Origin of the sequence: Geobacillus thermoleovorans (genome assembly GCF_001610955.1) — a bacterium.
GTDB classification, from domain to species: domain Bacteria; phylum Bacillota; class Bacilli; order Bacillales; family Anoxybacillaceae; genus Geobacillus; species Geobacillus thermoleovorans.
On sequence record NZ_CP014335.1, the window covers coordinates 1,170,175 to 1,186,654 of the forward strand.

Annotated in this window: 17 protein-coding genes and 1 pseudogene; 17 read left to right on the top strand and 1 reads right to left on the bottom strand. The window is 54.4% G+C overall.

What is annotated here, in order from left to right; all coding sequences use genetic code 11:
- Nucleotides 1-214: 214 nt before the first annotated feature.
- The 13 genes and pseudogenes from rimP (at nt 215) to GT3570_RS06000 (ending at nt 12,042) form a co-directional block, all read left to right on the top strand.
- A complete protein-coding gene (gene rimP, locus GT3570_RS05940; protein WP_011230759.1) occupies nt 215-688 on the top strand; it encodes a ribosome maturation factor RimP in 474 nt (157 codons plus the stop codon).
- 24 nt (nt 689-712) lie between these two features.
- Nucleotides 713-1,864 carry a transcription termination factor NusA gene (nusA, locus tag GT3570_RS05945; protein WP_011230760.1) on the top strand — a complete coding sequence of 384 codons (1,152 nt, stop codon included), beginning with the start codon at nt 713-715 and terminating at the stop codon, nt 1,862-1,864.
- Nucleotides 1,865-1,877: 13 nt separating this feature from the next.
- Nucleotides 1,878-2,168 (top strand): RNase P modulator RnpM, encoded by a 291-nt coding sequence (gene rnpM, locus GT3570_RS05950; protein WP_011230761.1) that lies wholly within the window; start codon nt 1,878-1,880, stop codon nt 2,166-2,168.
- Complete coding sequence (locus GT3570_RS05955) at nt 2,158-2,466, top strand: YlxQ family RNA-binding protein (protein ID WP_062898533.1); 309 nt, start codon at nt 2,158-2,160, stop codon at nt 2,464-2,466. The genes rnpM and GT3570_RS05955 overlap by 11 nt, the downstream gene beginning before the upstream one ends.
- Nucleotides 2,467-2,479: 13 nt before the next feature.
- Entirely contained in the window at nt 2,480-4,699 is a 2,220-nt protein-coding gene (infB, locus tag GT3570_RS05960; RefSeq protein ID WP_013523417.1) for a translation initiation factor IF-2, read from the top strand.
- A complete protein-coding gene (locus GT3570_RS05965) occupies nt 4,696-4,974 on the top strand; it encodes a DUF503 domain-containing protein (protein WP_011230764.1) in 279 nt (92 codons plus the stop codon). Before infB ends, GT3570_RS05965 begins: the two co-directional genes overlap by 4 nt.
- Before the next feature lie 15 nt (nt 4,975-4,989).
- Entirely contained in the window at nt 4,990-5,373 is a 384-nt protein-coding gene (gene rbfA, locus GT3570_RS05970; protein WP_014195477.1) for a 30S ribosome-binding factor RbfA, read from the top strand.
- Between the two features lie 54 nt (nt 5,374-5,427).
- Nucleotides 5,428-6,006 (top strand): annotated as a pseudogene (gene truB, locus GT3570_RS05975) (tRNA pseudouridine(55) synthase TruB); the annotation flags it as partial.
- 82 nt (nt 6,007-6,088) lie between these two features.
- Nucleotides 6,089-7,069 (top strand): bifunctional riboflavin kinase/FAD synthetase, encoded by a 981-nt coding sequence (gene ribF, locus GT3570_RS05980; RefSeq protein WP_031206507.1) that lies wholly within the window; start codon nt 6,089-6,091, stop codon nt 7,067-7,069.
- Between the two features lie 87 nt (nt 7,070-7,156).
- The gene (gene rpsO / locus GT3570_RS05985; RefSeq protein WP_011230768.1) at nt 7,157-7,426 is read left to right on the top strand and encodes a 30S ribosomal protein S15; all 270 of its coding nucleotides are present in this window, start codon (nt 7,157-7,159) and stop codon (nt 7,424-7,426) included.
- 139 nt (nt 7,427-7,565) lie between these two features.
- A complete protein-coding gene (pnp, locus tag GT3570_RS05990; protein ID WP_013523420.1) occupies nt 7,566-9,737 on the top strand; it encodes a polyribonucleotide nucleotidyltransferase in 2,172 nt (723 codons plus the stop codon).
- An 87-nt stretch (nt 9,738-9,824) separates the two neighbouring features.
- Nucleotides 9,825-10,808, top strand: coding sequence for a polysaccharide deacetylase family protein (locus GT3570_RS05995; RefSeq protein WP_011230770.1), 984 nt, complete (start codon nt 9,825-9,827; stop codon nt 10,806-10,808).
- Nucleotides 10,795-12,042 (top strand): M16 family metallopeptidase, encoded by a 1,248-nt coding sequence (locus GT3570_RS06000; RefSeq protein WP_062898534.1) that lies wholly within the window; start codon nt 10,795-10,797, stop codon nt 12,040-12,042. The genes GT3570_RS05995 and GT3570_RS06000 overlap by 14 nt, the downstream gene beginning before the upstream one ends.
- A 62-nt stretch (nt 12,043-12,104) precedes the next feature.
- Here the strand turns inward: GT3570_RS06000 and GT3570_RS06005 are convergent, their stop codons facing one another.
- Nucleotides 12,105-12,347: a YlmC/YmxH family sporulation protein gene (locus GT3570_RS06005; RefSeq protein ID WP_011230772.1), complete on the bottom strand. Its 243-nt coding sequence runs from the start codon at nt 12,345-12,347 to the stop codon at nt 12,105-12,107.
- 192 nt (nt 12,348-12,539) lie between these two features.
- Between GT3570_RS06005 and dpaA the strand changes: the two genes are divergently transcribed.
- The 4 genes from dpaA (at nt 12,540) to dapG (ending at nt 16,476) form a co-directional block, all read left to right on the top strand.
- The gene (dpaA, locus tag GT3570_RS06010) at nt 12,540-13,445 is read left to right on the top strand and encodes a dipicolinic acid synthetase subunit A (protein ID WP_062898535.1); all 906 of its coding nucleotides are present in this window, start codon (nt 12,540-12,542) and stop codon (nt 13,443-13,445) included.
- Nucleotides 13,442-14,047, top strand: a complete 606-nt coding sequence (locus tag GT3570_RS06015; protein ID WP_011230774.1) for a dipicolinate synthase subunit B — start codon at nt 13,442-13,444, stop codon at nt 14,045-14,047. Before dpaA ends, GT3570_RS06015 begins: the two co-directional genes overlap by 4 nt.
- Nucleotides 14,048-14,158: 111 nt before the next feature.
- Nucleotides 14,159-15,202 (top strand): aspartate-semialdehyde dehydrogenase, encoded by a 1,044-nt coding sequence (gene asd / locus GT3570_RS06020; RefSeq protein WP_014195482.1) that lies wholly within the window; start codon nt 14,159-14,161, stop codon nt 15,200-15,202.
- Nucleotides 15,203-15,222: 20 nt separating this feature from the next.
- Entirely contained in the window at nt 15,223-16,476 is a 1,254-nt protein-coding gene (dapG, locus tag GT3570_RS06025; RefSeq protein ID WP_011230776.1) for an aspartate kinase, read from the top strand.
- The last annotated feature ends 4 nt before the right edge of the window (nt 16,477-16,480 follow it).

The window sequence follows — 16,480 nt, forward strand, 5'->3', positions numbered from 1 at the left end:
GCGCTCTTTCGCCCGAGCGGCAGTTTCCCGTTGCAATATATTTCCCAATGTGTTATAGTTTTAGTGGAATTGGCAAAGATAATGGCAAGCAGAGAGTGGGGAAACCCACTCTTTCGTCTTGAATGGGCACCCGTCTCTCGTTCATTCCCCGCCTTGTGCAGGGGATTTTCTCATTATGCCACGCATGCACGTTTGCTCGGTAAGGAGGAACACAATGAGCAAAAAGGTGACAGAAACGGTCGAACAACTCGTCACACCGATTTTGGACGAAATGGGGCTTGAACTCGTCGATATTGAATATGTGAAGGAAGGGAAAAATTGGTTTTTGCGCGTCTTCATTGACTCTGACGATGGCGTCGATATTGAACAATGCGGTGCTGTCAGCGAAAAATTGAGCGAAAAGCTGGATGAAGTCGATCCGATTCCGCATAACTATTTTTTGGAAGTATCATCGCCCGGAGCAGAGCGGCCGCTGAAAAAGGCAAAAGATTTTGCCAAGGCCATTGGGAAAAATGTATATATCAAAACGTATGAGCCCATTGAAGGAGAAAAGCAGTTTGAAGGCGAACTAACCGCTTTTGACGGAACGACCGTGACGCTGTTGGTCAAAGACCGCGGACGGCAAAAAACGGTCGCCATTCCGTATGAAAAAGTGGCAAGCGCCCGATTAGCCGTCATTTTCTTCTAATCGCAAAAGGGGGATTTTTGTTGCATGAACACGCAATTGCTTGAGGCGTTAGCCGATCTGATGCGGGAAAAAGGCATCAGCAAAGAAGTCGTGATGGAAGCGATCGAAGCGGCGATCGTTTCAGCGTATAAACGCAATTTCGGCCAGGCGCAAAACGTGCGCGTCGATCTCAATATGGACACCGGCACGATCCGCGTGTTCGCGCGCAAAGATGTCGTCGAAGAGGTGGCCGATCCGCGCCTTGAAATTTCGCTTGAGGACGCGCAGCGGATCAATCCGAATTATCAAATCGGCGACGTCGTCGAGCTCGAAGTGACGCCGCGCGATTTCGGGCGCATCGCCGCACAGACGGCGAAGCAAGTCGTCACCCAGCGCGTGCGCGAGGCAGAGCGGAGCATCATCTACGCCGAATTTGTCGACCGTGAAGAGGACATTATGACCGGCATCGTTCAGCGTGTCGACCCGCGCTTTGTCTACGTCAGCCTCGGCAAGGCGGAGGCGCTCCTGCCGGCAAACGAACAAATGCCGAATGAAACCTATAAGCCGCACGACCGGTTGAAAGTATACATTACGAAAGTGGAAAAAACGACAAAAGGGCCGCAAATTTTCGTCTCCCGCACCCACCCGGGACTGTTGAAACGGCTGTTTGAGCTCGAAGTGCCGGAAATTTACGACGGAACGGTCGAGATTAAATCGATCGCCCGCGAAGCCGGCGACCGTTCGAAAATTTCCGTCCACTCCGACAACCCGGAAGTCGATCCGGTCGGCGCATGCGTCGGACCGAGAGGGCAACGCGTGCAGGCCATTGTTGATGAGCTGAACGGAGAAAAAATCGATATCGTCCGCTGGTCGGCCGATCCGGTGGAGTTTGTCGCCAACGCGTTAAGCCCGGCGAAAGTGTTGCGCGTCATTGTCAACGAGGAGCAAAAGGCGACGACGGTCATCGTTCCGGACTATCAGCTGTCGCTCGCCATCGGCAAACGCGGGCAAAACGCGCGGCTGGCGGCGAAATTGACCGGCTGGAAAATTGATATTAAAAGCGAATCGGAAGCGCGGGAGATGGGCATTGATCCGCATGCGCCATCCACTTCGCTTGATTTCAGCGATGCGGCGGCCGATAATGAAAATAGCGAAGAAAACGGCCCATCGTTTGATCAATCGGCGGAAATCGAGTGAGGGGGAATGAAAAATGGCAGCGCAAAAGAAAATTCCGTTGCGCAAATGCGTCGTCACTGGAGAGATGAAGCCGAAACGGGAGATGGTGCGCATCGTCCGCTCGAAAGAGGGGGAAGTGTCGATCGACCCAACCGGCAAAAAGGCGGGGCGCGGCGCGTATATTACCCTTGATCCGGAGTGCATTTTGCAGGCGAAAAAGAAAAACATTTTGGCCCGCCATTTAAAAGCAGACATCGATGATGCGATTTATGACGAATTGCTCGCCTTGGCGGAAAAGGAGAAACAGGCCGGACATGAAGCATAACCGTTGGGCATCGCTGCTTGGATTGGCGCAGCGGGCGGGCAAAGTCGTCTCCGGCGAGGAGCTTGTCGTCAAAGAAGTGCAGCGGGGCCGGGCGCGGCTCGTCTTGCTTTCGCAAGACGCATCGGTCAACACCGAAAAAAAAGTGACGGACAAATGCACGTTTTATGGCGTCCCGCTTTGCAAAGTGCCGGACCGGTATGTGCTTGGCGGCGCGATCGGCAAGGACGCCCGTGTCGTTGTCGCTGTCATCGACGAAGGGTTTGCGCGCCAATTGCATACGATGCTCGACCGATCTTAATGGGGGTGAATGTATGTCGAAAATGCGTGTGTATGAATACGCGAAAAAACAGAACGTTCCAAGCAAGGACGTCATTCATAAATTGAAAGAAATGAACATTGAAGTGAACAACCATATGGCGATGCTGGAGGCTGATGTCGTCGAAAAACTCGACCATCAATATCGCCCGAACACCGGGAAAAAAGAAGAGAAAAAAGCGGAAAAGAAAACGGAGAAGCCGAAACGGCCGACGCCGGCGAAAGCGGCCGATTTTGCTGATGAGGAAATTTTTGACGACAGCAAAGAAGCGGCGAAAATGAAACCGGCGAAGAAAAAGGGAGCGCCAAAAGGGAAGGAAACGAAAAAAACCGAGGCGCAACAGCAAGAAAAGAAACTGCTCCAAGCGGCGAAAAAGAAAGGAAAAGGGCCGGCGAAAGGGAAAAAGCAGGCAGCACCAGCCGCAAAACAAGCGCCGCAGCCGGCGAAAAAAGAAAAAGAGCTGCCGAAAAAAATTACGTTTGAAGGCTCGCTTACCGTGGCCGAACTGGCGAAAAAGCTTGGCCGCGAACCGTCGGAAATTATTAAGAAGCTGTTTATGCTCGGCGTGATGGCGACAATCAACCAAGATTTAGACAAAGACGCCATCGAGCTCATCTGCTCAGATTACGGCGTTGAAGTCGAAGAAAAAGTGACGATCGATGAGACGAACTTTGAAGCGATCGAAATTGTCGATGCGCCGGAAGATTTGGTTGAACGGCCGCCGGTCGTGACGATCATGGGGCACGTCGACCACGGGAAAACGACGTTGCTTGATGCGATCCGCCACTCCAAAGTGACGGAGCAAGAAGCCGGCGGTATTACGCAACACATCGGTGCGTATCAAGTGACGGTCAATGACAAAAAAATTACGTTCCTCGATACGCCGGGGCATGAAGCGTTTACAACGATGCGGGCGCGCGGCGCGCAAGTGACCGATATCGTCATTCTTGTCGTTGCCGCGGATGACGGGGTGATGCCGCAGACGGTGGAAGCGATCAACCACGCCAAGGCGGCAAACGTGCCGATTATTGTCGCCATCAACAAAATCGATAAGCCGGAAGCGAACCCGGACCGCGTCATGCAAGAATTGATGGAATACAACCTCGTTCCGGAAGAATGGGGCGGCGATACGATTTTCTGCAAGTTGTCGGCGAAAACGAAAGAGGGCCTTGATCATCTTTTGGAAATGATTTTGCTTGTCAGTGAGATGGAAGAATTAAAAGCCAACCCGAACCGGCGTGCGGTCGGTACGGTGATCGAAGCGAAGCTTGATAAAGGGCGTGGCCCGGTGGCAACGCTTTTGATTCAAGCGGGAACGTTGCGTGTCGGCGATCCGATCGTCGTCGGCACAACATACGGGCGCGTGCGCGCGATGGTGAACGACAGCGGCCGGCGCGTCAAAGAGGCGACTCCGTCGATGCCAGTCGAAATTACTGGGCTGCATGAAGTGCCGCAAGCCGGCGACCGCTTCATGGTGTTTGAGGATGAGAAAAAGGCGCGGCAAATCGCGGAGGCGCGGGCGCAGCGGCAGCTGCAGGAGCAGCGAAGCGTCAAAACGCGCGTCAGCTTGGATGATTTGTTTGAACAAATTAAGCAAGGCGAAATGAAAGAGCTGAATTTGATCGTCAAAGCCGATGTTCAAGGATCGGTTGAGGCGCTTGTCGCCGCCTTGCAAAAAATCGATGTGGAAGGCGTGCGGGTGAAAATCATCCACGCGGCTGTCGGCGCCATCACCGAATCGGATATTTCGCTGGCGACGGCATCGAACGCCATCGTCATTGGATTTAACGTCCGTCCGGATGCAAACGCAAAGCGCGCCGCTGAATCGGAAAAAGTCGACATCCGCCTCCATCGCATCATTTACAATGTCATCGAGGAAATTGAAGCGGCGATGAAAGGGATGCTCGATCCGGAGTACGAAGAGAAAGTGATCGGTCAGGCGGAAGTGCGGCAAACGTTCAAAGTATCGAAAGTCGGCACGATCGCCGGTTGCTATGTCACGGACGGCAAAATCACCCGCGACAGCAAGGTGCGCCTCATTCGCCAAGGCATCGTCGTCTACGAAGGGGAAATCGATTCGCTCAAGCGGTATAAAGACGATGTGCGCGAAGTGGCGCAAGGGTATGAATGCGGGCTGACGATCAAAAACTTCAATGATATCAAAGAAGGAGATGTCATCGAAGCATACATCATGCAGGAAGTGGCCCGGGCATGATCGGCTTCGCTGCGTGCGAATGCATCATCTACAACGCCCGCTCGCTCAAGGATAAACGGGCCGTCCTGCAGCGGGTCATGACAAGAATCCGGCAAAAATATAACGTCTCTGTGGCCGAAATCGATCATCAAGACGCATGGCAACGAGCGACCATCGGCCTTGTTGCCATTACGTCCAGCCGCCGGGCGACCGAACGGGAGCTCGAGCGTGCGCTTGCTTTGATCGACTCGTTCCCTGAGCTGGAGCGGGCGGCCACATCATTCGAGTGGTTGTAACCGAGGTGATGGGTGATGAATATACGGGCAACTCGCGTTGGCGAGCAAATGAAAAAAGAGTTGAGCGACATCATCAGCCGCAGGCTGAAAGACCCGCGCATCGGCTTTGTCACGGTGACCGATGTGCGGGTCACCGGTGATTTGCAACAGGCGAAAGTGTACATCAGCGTCCTTGGCGATGACAAGCAGCAGGAAGAGACGTTGAAGGCGCTCGAGAAAGCGAAAGGGTTTATCCGTTCGGAAATCGGGCAGCGCATCCGCCTTCGCAAGACGCCGGAAATTTTCTTTGAAATCGATGAAACGATTGAATACGGCAGCCGCATCGAACAGCTGATTCGGCAAATTTCAAGCGATGACCACCCGGCGAAAGAGGCGGATGGGGAGCCGAACAATGGATAGACGAACCGTCTATCCATTTCCATTCATGATCATGGAAACGGAAAGGGTGCGTCGATGGACGGGGTATTGCTGCTGAATAAACCGAAAGGGATGACGTCTCACGACTGCGTGGCCAAAGTGCGCCGTCTGCTTGGCGTAAAAAAAGCGGGACACACCGGCACGCTTGACCCAAACGTGTCCGGTGTGCTGCCCATTTGCCTTGGCAAGGCGACGCGCATCGCCGAGTTTTTGACCGGGACGACGAAAACGTATGAAGGAAAAGTGACGCTTGGCGCCGCGACGACAACCGAAGATGCGGACGGCGACATCATCGCCGCCCGTCCGGTTGACCGGCCGATTGCGCGCGCGGAAATCGAAGCGGTGTTTGACAGCTTGACCGGAGAAATTGAGCAAACGCCGCCGATGTACTCCGCGGTGAAAGTGGGCGGCAAAAAACTGTATGAATACGCGCGCGCCGGCATCGAAGTCGAACGTCCGACGCGGCGCGTGACCATTTATGAGCTCGAACTGCTTGATGAACGTGAACAATTCTTTGGGGAAACGGTGTCATTTCGCTTTCGCGTCACGTGCAGCAAAGGCACGTACGTGCGTACGCTGGCGGTGATGATCGGCGAGCGGCTCGGCTATCCGGCGCGCCCCGGCTTGATGAAACCGCTCAAAGTGTTTCGTTAACGCCGCGGGTGCAGCGCGGAAATAAAGAAGGTAGGTCATGGACATGGAAACGCTGTTTCTTTCGCATCCCCACCGTCTCGAACGCCAGGCGCTCCCTCCGACGGTGATGGCGCTGGGCTATTTCGACGGCATCCACCTCGGCCATCAAAAAGTGATCCGCACCGCGGTCGAGATCGCCAACGAGCGTGGGTACGAAAGCGCGGTGATGACGTTTCATCCTCATCCGTCCGTTGTGCTTGGCAAACAGTCCGAGCTGCGCTCGATCACGCCGCTTGGCAAAAAGGAGCAGCTGATTGCATCACTTGGCGTCAACCGGCTGTACATCGTTGAATTTACGCCGACGTTTGCTGCGCTGTCGCCAGAAGCGTTCGTTGACCAATATTTGGACGGGTTGCACGTGAAACATGTCGTCGCCGGCTTCGATTTCACTTATGGGCGGTTCGGAAAAGGAACGATGGAGACGATGCCGATTCATGCGCGCGGCCGCTTTGGACAGACGGTCATTCCGAAGCTCGCGGTCGACGGGGAAAAAGTGAGCTCGTCCCGGGTGCGGAAACTGCTCGAAGACGGGGCGGTCGAACAGCTTCCCCGCCTGCTCGGCCGCTTTTATGAGCTTGAAGGAACGGTCGTTGCCGGGGAACGGCGCGGGCGGATGATCGGCTTTCCAACGGCGAACATCGCTTTAAACAGCGATTATGCCTTGCCGGCAGTCGGCGTCTATGCAGTCAAGGCGGTGATCGGCGGGCAAGTATATGAAGGGGTGGCGAACGTCGGCTACAAACCGACGTTCCATAAAACGCGCGAAGGATTGCCGAATATTGAGGTGCACTTATTCGAGTTTTCCGGCGATATTTATGGACAAACGATGACCATTGAGTGGCACCGCCGTCTGCGGAGCGAGCAGAAGTTTACCAGTGTCGATGAACTGACGGCGCAAATCGCCCGCGACAAGAAAGAGGCGGAGCAGTATTTCCGCTGTTTCAGCGAAAAGACTTGCATTTTGCCGGAAAAAGAGGTATTCTAATCAATGTATGCGAACCATTGCTTGGCTAGGCGAGTCACCGACGCCCGCTCGGCAATCGGGGATCTAGGACTAGGGAGGTGAACAAGGATGGCATTGACGCAGGAGCGCAAACGCGAAATCATCGAGCAGTTTAAAATCCATGAGAACGACACTGGTTCTCCGGAAGTGCAAGTTGCGATCCTGACGGAGCAAATCAACAACTTGAACGAGCATTTGCGCATTCATAAAAAAGACCATCATTCACGGCGCGGCTTGCTGAAAATGGTCGGGAAGCGCCGCAACTTATTGGCCTACTTGCGCAAGAAAGATGTGGCGCGCTACCGTGAATTGATTGAGAAACTTGGATTACGTCGATAAAAAAGCGGGAGCATTCCCGCTTTTTTGCTAGTTTATAGGCGTGATTGACACGGCGATGATAACAATGGTGCCAATTCGTCTATACTAATCATCAGCTGATCTAAATTTCATCTGTACATAGAGAGGAGTACTCGTCTGTATGGAACAAGAGAAACGCGTGTTTTCCATCGATGTGGCCGGGCGGCCGCTCATCGTCGAAACCGGCGAGCTGGCGAAACAGGCGAATGGCGCGGCGCTCGTCCGCTACGGCGATACGGTCGTGTTGAGCACAGCCACCGCGTCGCGAGAGGCGAAAAACGTTGACTTTTTCCCGCTTACCGTCAACTACGAGGAACGGTTGTATGCGGTTGGAAAAATTCCTGGCGGGTTTATTAAGCGCGAAGGTCGCCCGAGCGAGAAAGCCATTTTGGTGAGCCGTCTCATCGACCGACCGATTCGCCCGCTGTTTGCCGAAGGATTCCGCAACGAAGTGCAAGTCGTCTCGATGGTCATGAGCGTTGATCAAGACTGCGCGCCGGAAGTAGCGGCCTTAATCGGTTCGTCGGTGGCGCTGACGATTTCCGACATTCCGTTTGAAGGGCCGATCGCCGGTGTCATCGTCGGCCGCGTTGACGGCCAGTTTGTCATCAATCCGACGGTCGAGCAAATGGAAAAAAGCGATCTGCATCTTGTCGTCGCCGGCACAAAAGATGCGATCAACATGGTGGAAGCCGGGGCGGATGAGGTGCCGGAAGAAGTGATTTTGGAAGCGATCATGTTCGGCCATGAGGAAGTGAAGCGGCTCATCGCCTTCCAAGAGGAAATCGCCGCCCAAGTCGGCAAAGAAAAAATGGAAGTCGTCCTTTACGAGCCGGATCCAGCGCTGGAGGCGGAAATCCGCCAGCTTGCCGAAGCGGACATTAAGCGAGCGGTGCAAGTGCCGGAGAAACTGGCGCGCGATGCTGCCATTGAAGATGTGAAAGCTGGCGTCATCGCCAAATATGAGGCGGAAGAAGCGGATGAGGAGAAGCTCAAGCAAGTACAGGAAATTTTGCATAAACTCGTAAAAGAGGAAGTGCGCCGTTTGATCACGGTCGAGAAAATCCGTCCGGACGGGCGCAAAGTCGATGAAATCCGTCCGCTTTCATCGGCGGTCGGCGTCCTGCCGCGCACGCACGGCTCCGGTTTGTTTACGCGCGGGCAGACGCAAGTGTTGAGCGTTTGTACGCTTGGGGCGCTTGGTGATGTGCAAATTTTGGACGGGCTTGACCTTGAAGAATCGAAGCGGTTTATGCACCATTACAACTTCCCGCCGTTTTCCGTCGGGGAAACCGGGCCGATGCGCGGGCCGGGGCGTCGTGAAATCGGACACGGGGCGCTTGGCGAACGGGCGCTCGAGCCGGTCGTGCCGTCGGAGCGCGAATTCCCGTATACGATCCGCCTCGTTTCCGAAGTGCTGGAGTCGAACGGCTCGACATCGCAGGCCAGCATTTGCGCCAGCACGCTGGCGATGATGGATGCTGGGGTGCCGATTAAAGCACCGGTCGCCGGCATTGCCATGGGGCTTGTGAAAAACGACGACCATTACACGATTTTGACAGACATTCAAGGCATCGAAGACCATCTTGGCGATATGGACTTTAAAGTCGCCGGCACGAGAAAAGGCGTGACGGCATTGCAAATGGACATTAAAATCAAAGGATTGACGCGCGAGATTTTGGAAGAGGCGCTCATGCAAGCGCGCAAAGGGCGGCTCGAGATTTTGGATCATATGATGCAAACGCTCAGCGAACCGCGCAAAGAGCTGTCCAAATATGCACCGAAAATTTTGATCATGCACATCAACCCGGACAAAATCCGGGAGGTGATCGGACCAAGCGGCAAGCAGATCAACAAAATCATCGACGAAACCGGCGTCAAAATCGACATCGAACAAGACGGCACGATTTTCATCTCGTCTGTGGATGAAGCGGCCAACCAAAAAGCGAAGCAAATCATCGAAGACATCGTCCGCGAAGTCGAAGTCGGCCAAGTGTACTTAGGCAAAGTGAAACGGATTGAAAAATTCGGCGCCTTCGTTGAGTTGTTCAACGGCAAAGACGGGCTTGTCCATATTTCCGAGCTCGCTGAAGGGCGGGTCGGCAAAGTCGAAGACGTCGTTTCGATTGGCGATGAAATTTTAGTGAAAGTAACGGAAATCGATAAGCAAGGGCGCGTCAACCTGTCGCGCAAAGCGGTGTTGCGCGATGCCCGCAACATTGGAGGGGAACTGCCGCGGGAATCTAGGGAAAAACGAGGAAGACGGCCGGAGCGCCATCGCATGAAGCCTTAGGAATTTGTTTCTTAAGGCTCTTTTGTTATGTTCTATCCTGTCCCCCTAAGACATATGTTGTAGTAGTAAAAAAGGAGGGGGACAAGGGTGAACAACGGAATTGCCCGCTATATGGCGCTAGCGGTCATGTTTCTTGCCGCCTGGGCGGCGGTTCATTGGCCTCCGGTTGGCGATTACATCGCGAGCTGGCGCCCGATGGAAACAACCGCGATGAAAGAGCGCGACAAGCTGTACGACACGATCGTCAAACAAGCGAAGCAATATGAAATTCCCGCCCAAGATGCGGTCATCGATAAAGTATGGAAGGCGACGCCCGGCTACAACGGGCTCGCCGTCGACATTGACGCCTCCTATCAAAACATGAAGAAAACGGGGATGTTTGATGAGCGAAAACTCGTGTTCCGTCAAGTGCCCCCGCGCGTCCATTTGGACGATTTGCCGCCGGCGCCGATTTACCGCGGCCATCCTGACAAGCCGATGGTGGCGTTTGCGGTCAATGTCGCTTGGGGGGAAGAATACCTCCCCGACATGCTTGAGACGATGAAAAAATACAATGTCAAGGCGACGTTCTTTTTGGAAGGACGATGGGTAAAAAAACACCCGGAGATGGCAAAAATGATAGCAGACGCCGGCCATGAAATCGGCAACCATTCCTACAGCCATCCCGATATGAAAACGCTCGCTGTCGACAACATCCGCCGCGAGCTCGAAAAAACAAACGAAGTGATTGAGGCGGCGACATCGGTTAAATGCAAATGGTTTGCCCCGCCAAGCGGCAGCTACCGCGACGAGGTCGTCGAGGTCGCCGCGGAACTCGGCATGAAAACGATTCTATGGAGCGTCGATACAATTGATTGGCAAAAACCGTCGCCATCTGTTATAGTGAAACGGGTGACATCGAAAGTTCATCCTGGCGCCATCATTTTGATGCACCCAACGATGCCGACGGCGGCTGCACTTGACGAGCTGATCATCTCGATTAAGCAAAAAGGCTACGCCCTAGGCAGCTTGACGGCCTTATTCGATGAGAAAAGACTGGCAAACAAACAGGAGGAACATGGAGTTGATTAACAAATATACGTGCAAAAACGGTGTGCGAATCGTGCTCGAGCAAATTCCGACTGTAAGGTCGGTGGCCATCGGCATATGGATCGGGACCGGCTCGCGCAATGAAACGGAGCAAACCAATGGCATTTCCCATTTTTTAGAGCATATGTTTTTCAAGGGGACAACGACGCGCACGGCCCGGGACATTGCGGAAGCATTCGACAGCATCGGCGGGCAAGTAAACGCCTTTACATCGAAGGAGTATACGTGTTACTACGCCAAAGTGTTGGATGAACACGCGCCGCTGGCGCTTGAAATGCTCGCCGATATGTTTTTCCACTCGACATTTGTGGAGGATGAGCTGCAAAAGGAGCGCAACGTCGTGCTCGAGGAAATCAAAATGTATGAAGATACACCGGATGACATCGTCCACGATTTGCTCGGCAAAGCGTGCTATGCGGGTCATCCGCTCGGCTATCCGATTTTGGGCACGGAAGAGACGCTGCGCACGTTTACTGGCGACACGCTGCGCCAATATATGGCGGACTACTATACACCGGATCGCGTCGTCATTTCGGTCGCCGGCAACGTCGACGAACGGTTTATTGATGAGGTCGAGCGCTATTTCGGCTCGTTTGCCGCAGAGAGCAAGCCGCCTTCTTCAGGGACGCCGGCGTTTGTGCCGCAAAAGATCGCGCGCAAAAAGGACACTGAGCAGGCGCACGTATGCATCGGATTCAACGGGTTGCCGATCGGCCATCCGGACGCGTACCCGCTCCTCATCTTGAACAATATTTTAGGCGGCAGCATGAGCAGCCGGCTGTTTCAGGAAGTGCGCGAACAGCGCGGATTGGCGTATTCGGTGTTCTCGTACCATTCCGCCTACCAAGACAGCGGCCTGCTCGCCATTTACGCCGGCACAGGAAGCAGCCAGCTTGATGTGCTGTTCGAAACGATCCAGCACACCATTCGCCAGCTGAAGGAGGACGGAGTGACCGAAAAAGAGTTGCATAACAGCAAAGAGCAGATGAAAGGAAGCCTGATGCTTGGGCTCGAGAGCACGAACAGCCGGATGAGCCGCAACGGCAAAAATGAACTCCTTCTCGGCCGCCACCGCTCGCTTGATGAGATCATTGAAGAGATTGAAAGTGTCACGGTGGAAAAAGTAAACGAACTGGCGCGCACGGTTTTCACGGACGATTACGCGCTCGCCTTAATCAGCCCGGACGGCGTGCTGCCGCGCCCGCTCCATTCATAGACCAAGCTCAAAAAAGCTAACGACCTTTCGCTAGGTTGTTAGCTTTTTCGTTTCCGCCTCTTTCACCCTTCCTCGGGGACGTCGATCATCACCATATCGGCGCCGATTTTGCGAATATATTTCCACGGCACGCGAATTTCCTGTCCGTCTTTGCGAAACCCGAACCATTTTCCCGTTGGGATGAGCAGCGCCTCGATCTGCCCCGTTTGCTCGTTGATTTCCAAATCGGTCTGCCCGAGCACCCCGAGCCGCTCGGCTCGGCTTACATCGACAATTTCTTTTCCGCTTAATTCGCTCAGCCTCATGCTGGTTTCCTCCTTTTTCGCTTCTTTACTTTATATGTAAGGAACAAAAACAGAAAAAATGACTGCCTCTTGTCAGCTTTGGGCGCATATCGCCCATTTTTTCCCGCAAGGATATTCACCTATATTTTCCTTCCAACATAAGATGGGAAAGGAAACGGAGCAGTTTGCCAGAAAAGAAGGTGAGCGTACAACATGATGCTGACAGGAATGCATATCGCCATCATCGGCGGCGATGCTAGGCAGCTTGAAGTCATCCGCAAACTCGTTGAACTCGACGCGAAGTTGTCGCTTGTCGGCTTCGACCAGCTCGCCCATCATTTCACCGGGGCGATGAAGCTGCCGATTGGCGAAGTCGATTTTGCCGATTTGGATGCGATCATTTTGCCGGTTCACGGCACGACGCTGGACGGAAACGTCAACAGCGTGTTTGCCCACGAACCGATTCCGTTTACAGAAGAGATGGTGCAAAAAACGGCGCGGCAATGCACGATTTATTCCGGCATCAGCAACGCGTATTTGGACGAATTGGTGAAAAAAACAGGGCGCAAGCACGTGCAGTTGTTTGAGCGCGACGATGTCGCCATTTACAACTCCATTCCGACCGCGGAAGGCACGGTGATGATGGTCATTCAGCATACGGATTTTACGATCCACGGCTCATGCGTTGCCGTCTTGGGGCTTGGACGCGTTGGCATGACCGTCGCCCGGACGTTCGCCGCGTTGGGGGCGAAAGTGAAAGTCGGGGCGCGCCGGTCGGAGCATCTCGCCCGCATTACAGAAATGGGGCTCGTGCCGTTTCACTTAAACGATTTGGAAAAAGAAGTGCGTGACATTGACGTCTGCATCAACACCGTGCCTCATCTCATCGTGACGGCGAGCGTCATCGCCAAAATGCCGCCCCATACGCTGATTATCGATTTGGCGTCAAAACCGGGCGGCACTGACTTCCGCTATGCCGAAAAACGGGGAGTGAAAGCCATTTTGGCGCCCGGGCTGCCGGGGATTGTCGCGCCGAAGACAGCTGGGAAAATCATCGCCAACGTCTTGGCGCAACTATTATATGCAGATTTACAAAAACGGGAGGAGAATCATGCATGAGCGGAAACAGCTTGAAAGGAAAACGGATCGGCTTTGGCCTCACCGGGTCGCATTGCACATATGATGCGGTGTTCCCGGAGATCGAGAAGCTTGTCAACGAAGGAGCGGAGGTGCTGCCGATCGTCACCTATACGGTGAAAACGACGAACACCCGCTTTGGCGAAGGGGAAGAATGGGTGAAAAAACTCGAACAACTGACCGGACATGAAGTGATCGATACGATCGTCAAAGCGGAGCCTCTCGGGCCGAAAATTCCGCTCGACTGCATGGTGATCGCTCCGCTCACCGGCAACTCGATGAGCAAGCTGGCCAATGCCATGACGGATTCCCCCGTGCTGATGGCGGCGAAAGCGACGATGCGCAACCACCGCCCGGTCGTGCTTGGCATTTCGACGAACGATGCGCTCGGCTTAAACGGCGTCAATCTAATGCGGCTTATGGCAGCAAAAAACATTTATTTCATCCCGTTCGGCCAAGACGCCCCGCAGGCGAAGCCGAACTCCATGGTCGCCTACATGCCGCTTTTGCGCGATACGATTCTTGCCGCGCTTGAAGGGAAGCAGCTGCAGCCGGTCATTATCGAGCGGTTCCGCTACAACTGAATCGAAAATCCATGTTCCGCATAAAAATGTTCTCTCGTCCACAGCGGAATGTGATAAAATAAAGACTATGAATTCACTTCTTAGAGTGACGATGTGGAAGGAGAATGGTGGATGGCTCAAAAACAATATCATGTCGCTGTCGTCGGAGCAACGGGGGCCGTCGGGCAGCAAATGGTGCGGACGCTTGAAGACCGGAACTTCCCGGTTGGAAAATTGACTTTGTTGTCATCGGAGCGGTCAGCCGGCAAAAAAATGCGCTTTCGCAGCGAGGAGATCGAAGTGCAGGCGGCATCGCCCGAGCGCTTTGACGGGGTCGACATCGCCTTGTTCAGCGCCGGCGGCGCCGTATCGAAAGCGCTGGCGCCGGAAGCGGTGCGGCGCGGAGCGATCGTGATCGACAATACGAGCGCGTTTCGGATGGAGGAAAACGTGCCGCTTGTCGTTCCGGAAGTGAACGAAAGCGACTTGACGTGGCATAACGGCATTATCGCCAATCCGAACTGCTCGACGATTCAAATGGTTGTGGCGTTGGAGCCGATTCGGAAGGCGTTTGGCCTAGAGCGCGTCATTGTCTCGACGTACCAAGCCGTCTCCGGGGCGGGAGCGCAGGCCATTGAAGAGCTCAACGAGCAGACGAAAGCGGTGCTCGAAGGGAAGCCGGTGGAGGCGAACATTTTGCCAGTGAAATCGGACCGAAAGCATTACCCAATTGCGTTCAACGCCATTCCGCAAATCGATAAGTTTCAAGACAATGGATTTACGTTTGAAGAGATGAAAATGATCAATGAAACAAAAAAAATTATGCATATGCCTGAGCTGAAAGTGGCGGCGACGTGCGTGCGCATTCCGGTGGCGAGCGGCCATTCGGAATCGGTGTACATCGAAATTGAACAAGACGGCGTCACCGCCTCTGACTTGCAGGCGGTGCTCCGCGAAGCGCCGGGCGTCGTGCTTCAAGATGATCCGAGCGAACAGTTGTATCCGATGCCGGCCCATTGCGTCGGTAAGTACGACGTGTTTGTCGGCCGCATCCGCCGCGATTTGGACAACCGCCGCGGCTTCCATCTATGGATTGTCGCTGACAACTTGCTAAAAGGTGCAGCCTCGAACTCGGTGCAAATCGCAGAAAGTTTGTTGAAGCTCGGGCTCATTTGAAAAAGCATCGAGGTGTTAGCATGAAACTCATTGTTCAAAAGTTCGGCGGCACGTCCGTCCGCGACGAGCGCGGGCGGAACTTGGCGCGCCGCCATATTGAACGGGCGTTGGAAGATGGCTATAAAGTCGTGGCCGTCGTATCGGCTATGGGACGTTGCGGCGATCCATATGCGACCGATACGCTGCTTAGTTTGATCGGCGGCGTTCATCACCATGTCACAAAACGAGAGCAAGATATGCTTATGGCGTGCGGAGAAATCATCTCAAGCGTTGTGTTCAGCAACTTGTTGAACGAACACGGCATCAAAGCGACGGCGTTCACCGGCGCCCAGGCAGGATTTTGCACGAACAGCGATCATACGAACGCGAAAATTCTCGAAATGCGCTGCGACCGCCTCCTTGAGGCGCTTCGGCAATACGACGTCGTCGTTGTCGCCGGCTTTCAAGGCATGGCGGAAAACGGCGACATAACAACGCTCGGCCGCGGCGGGAGCGACACGTCGGCGGCAGCGCTCGGCGCGGCGTTAAACGCGGAGTGGGTTGATATTTTCACCGATGTCGACGGCGTCATGACCGCCGACCCGCGCATCGTTGAGAGCGCCCGGCCGCTTGACGTCGTTACGTATACGGAAATTTGCAACATGGCGTACCAAGGGGCGAAAGTGATCCATCCGCGCGCGGTGGAGATCGCCATGCAGGCGAAAGTGCCGCTGCGCATTCGCTCGACGTACTCCGATGCCCCCGGGACGCTCGTCACTTCATCGGTGCGCGGCCGAAAAGGAAGCGATGTGAAAGAGCGGCTTGTCACCGGCATTACGTACGTCGCCGACGTCACACAAATCAAAGTGCTGGCGAAAGAAGGCCACTATGAGCTGCAGTCTGACGTGTTTCAAGCGATGGCCCATGAAGGGATCAGCGTGGACTTTATCAACATTTCCCCGTACGGTGTTGTGTACACCGTGAGCGGCGACATGACGGAAAAAGCGGTGGCCGCCCTGCGCCGCATCGGCTACGAACCGGCCGTGACGCCCCGATGCGCCAAAGTGTCGGTCGTCGGCGCCGGCATTGCCGGCGTACCGGGGGTGACGGCGAAAATCGTCACTGCCTTGTCGGAGCAAGGCATTCAAATTTTGCAGTCCGCCGACAGCCATACGACGATTTGGGTGCTAGTGAAGCAAGACGATATGGAAAAGGCGGTCAACGCTCTGCATGACGCCTTCTGTTTATCCGAGGCGGATGCGGGCGAAGATGAAGCGATTTGGAGCGAGGAGTGAAAAC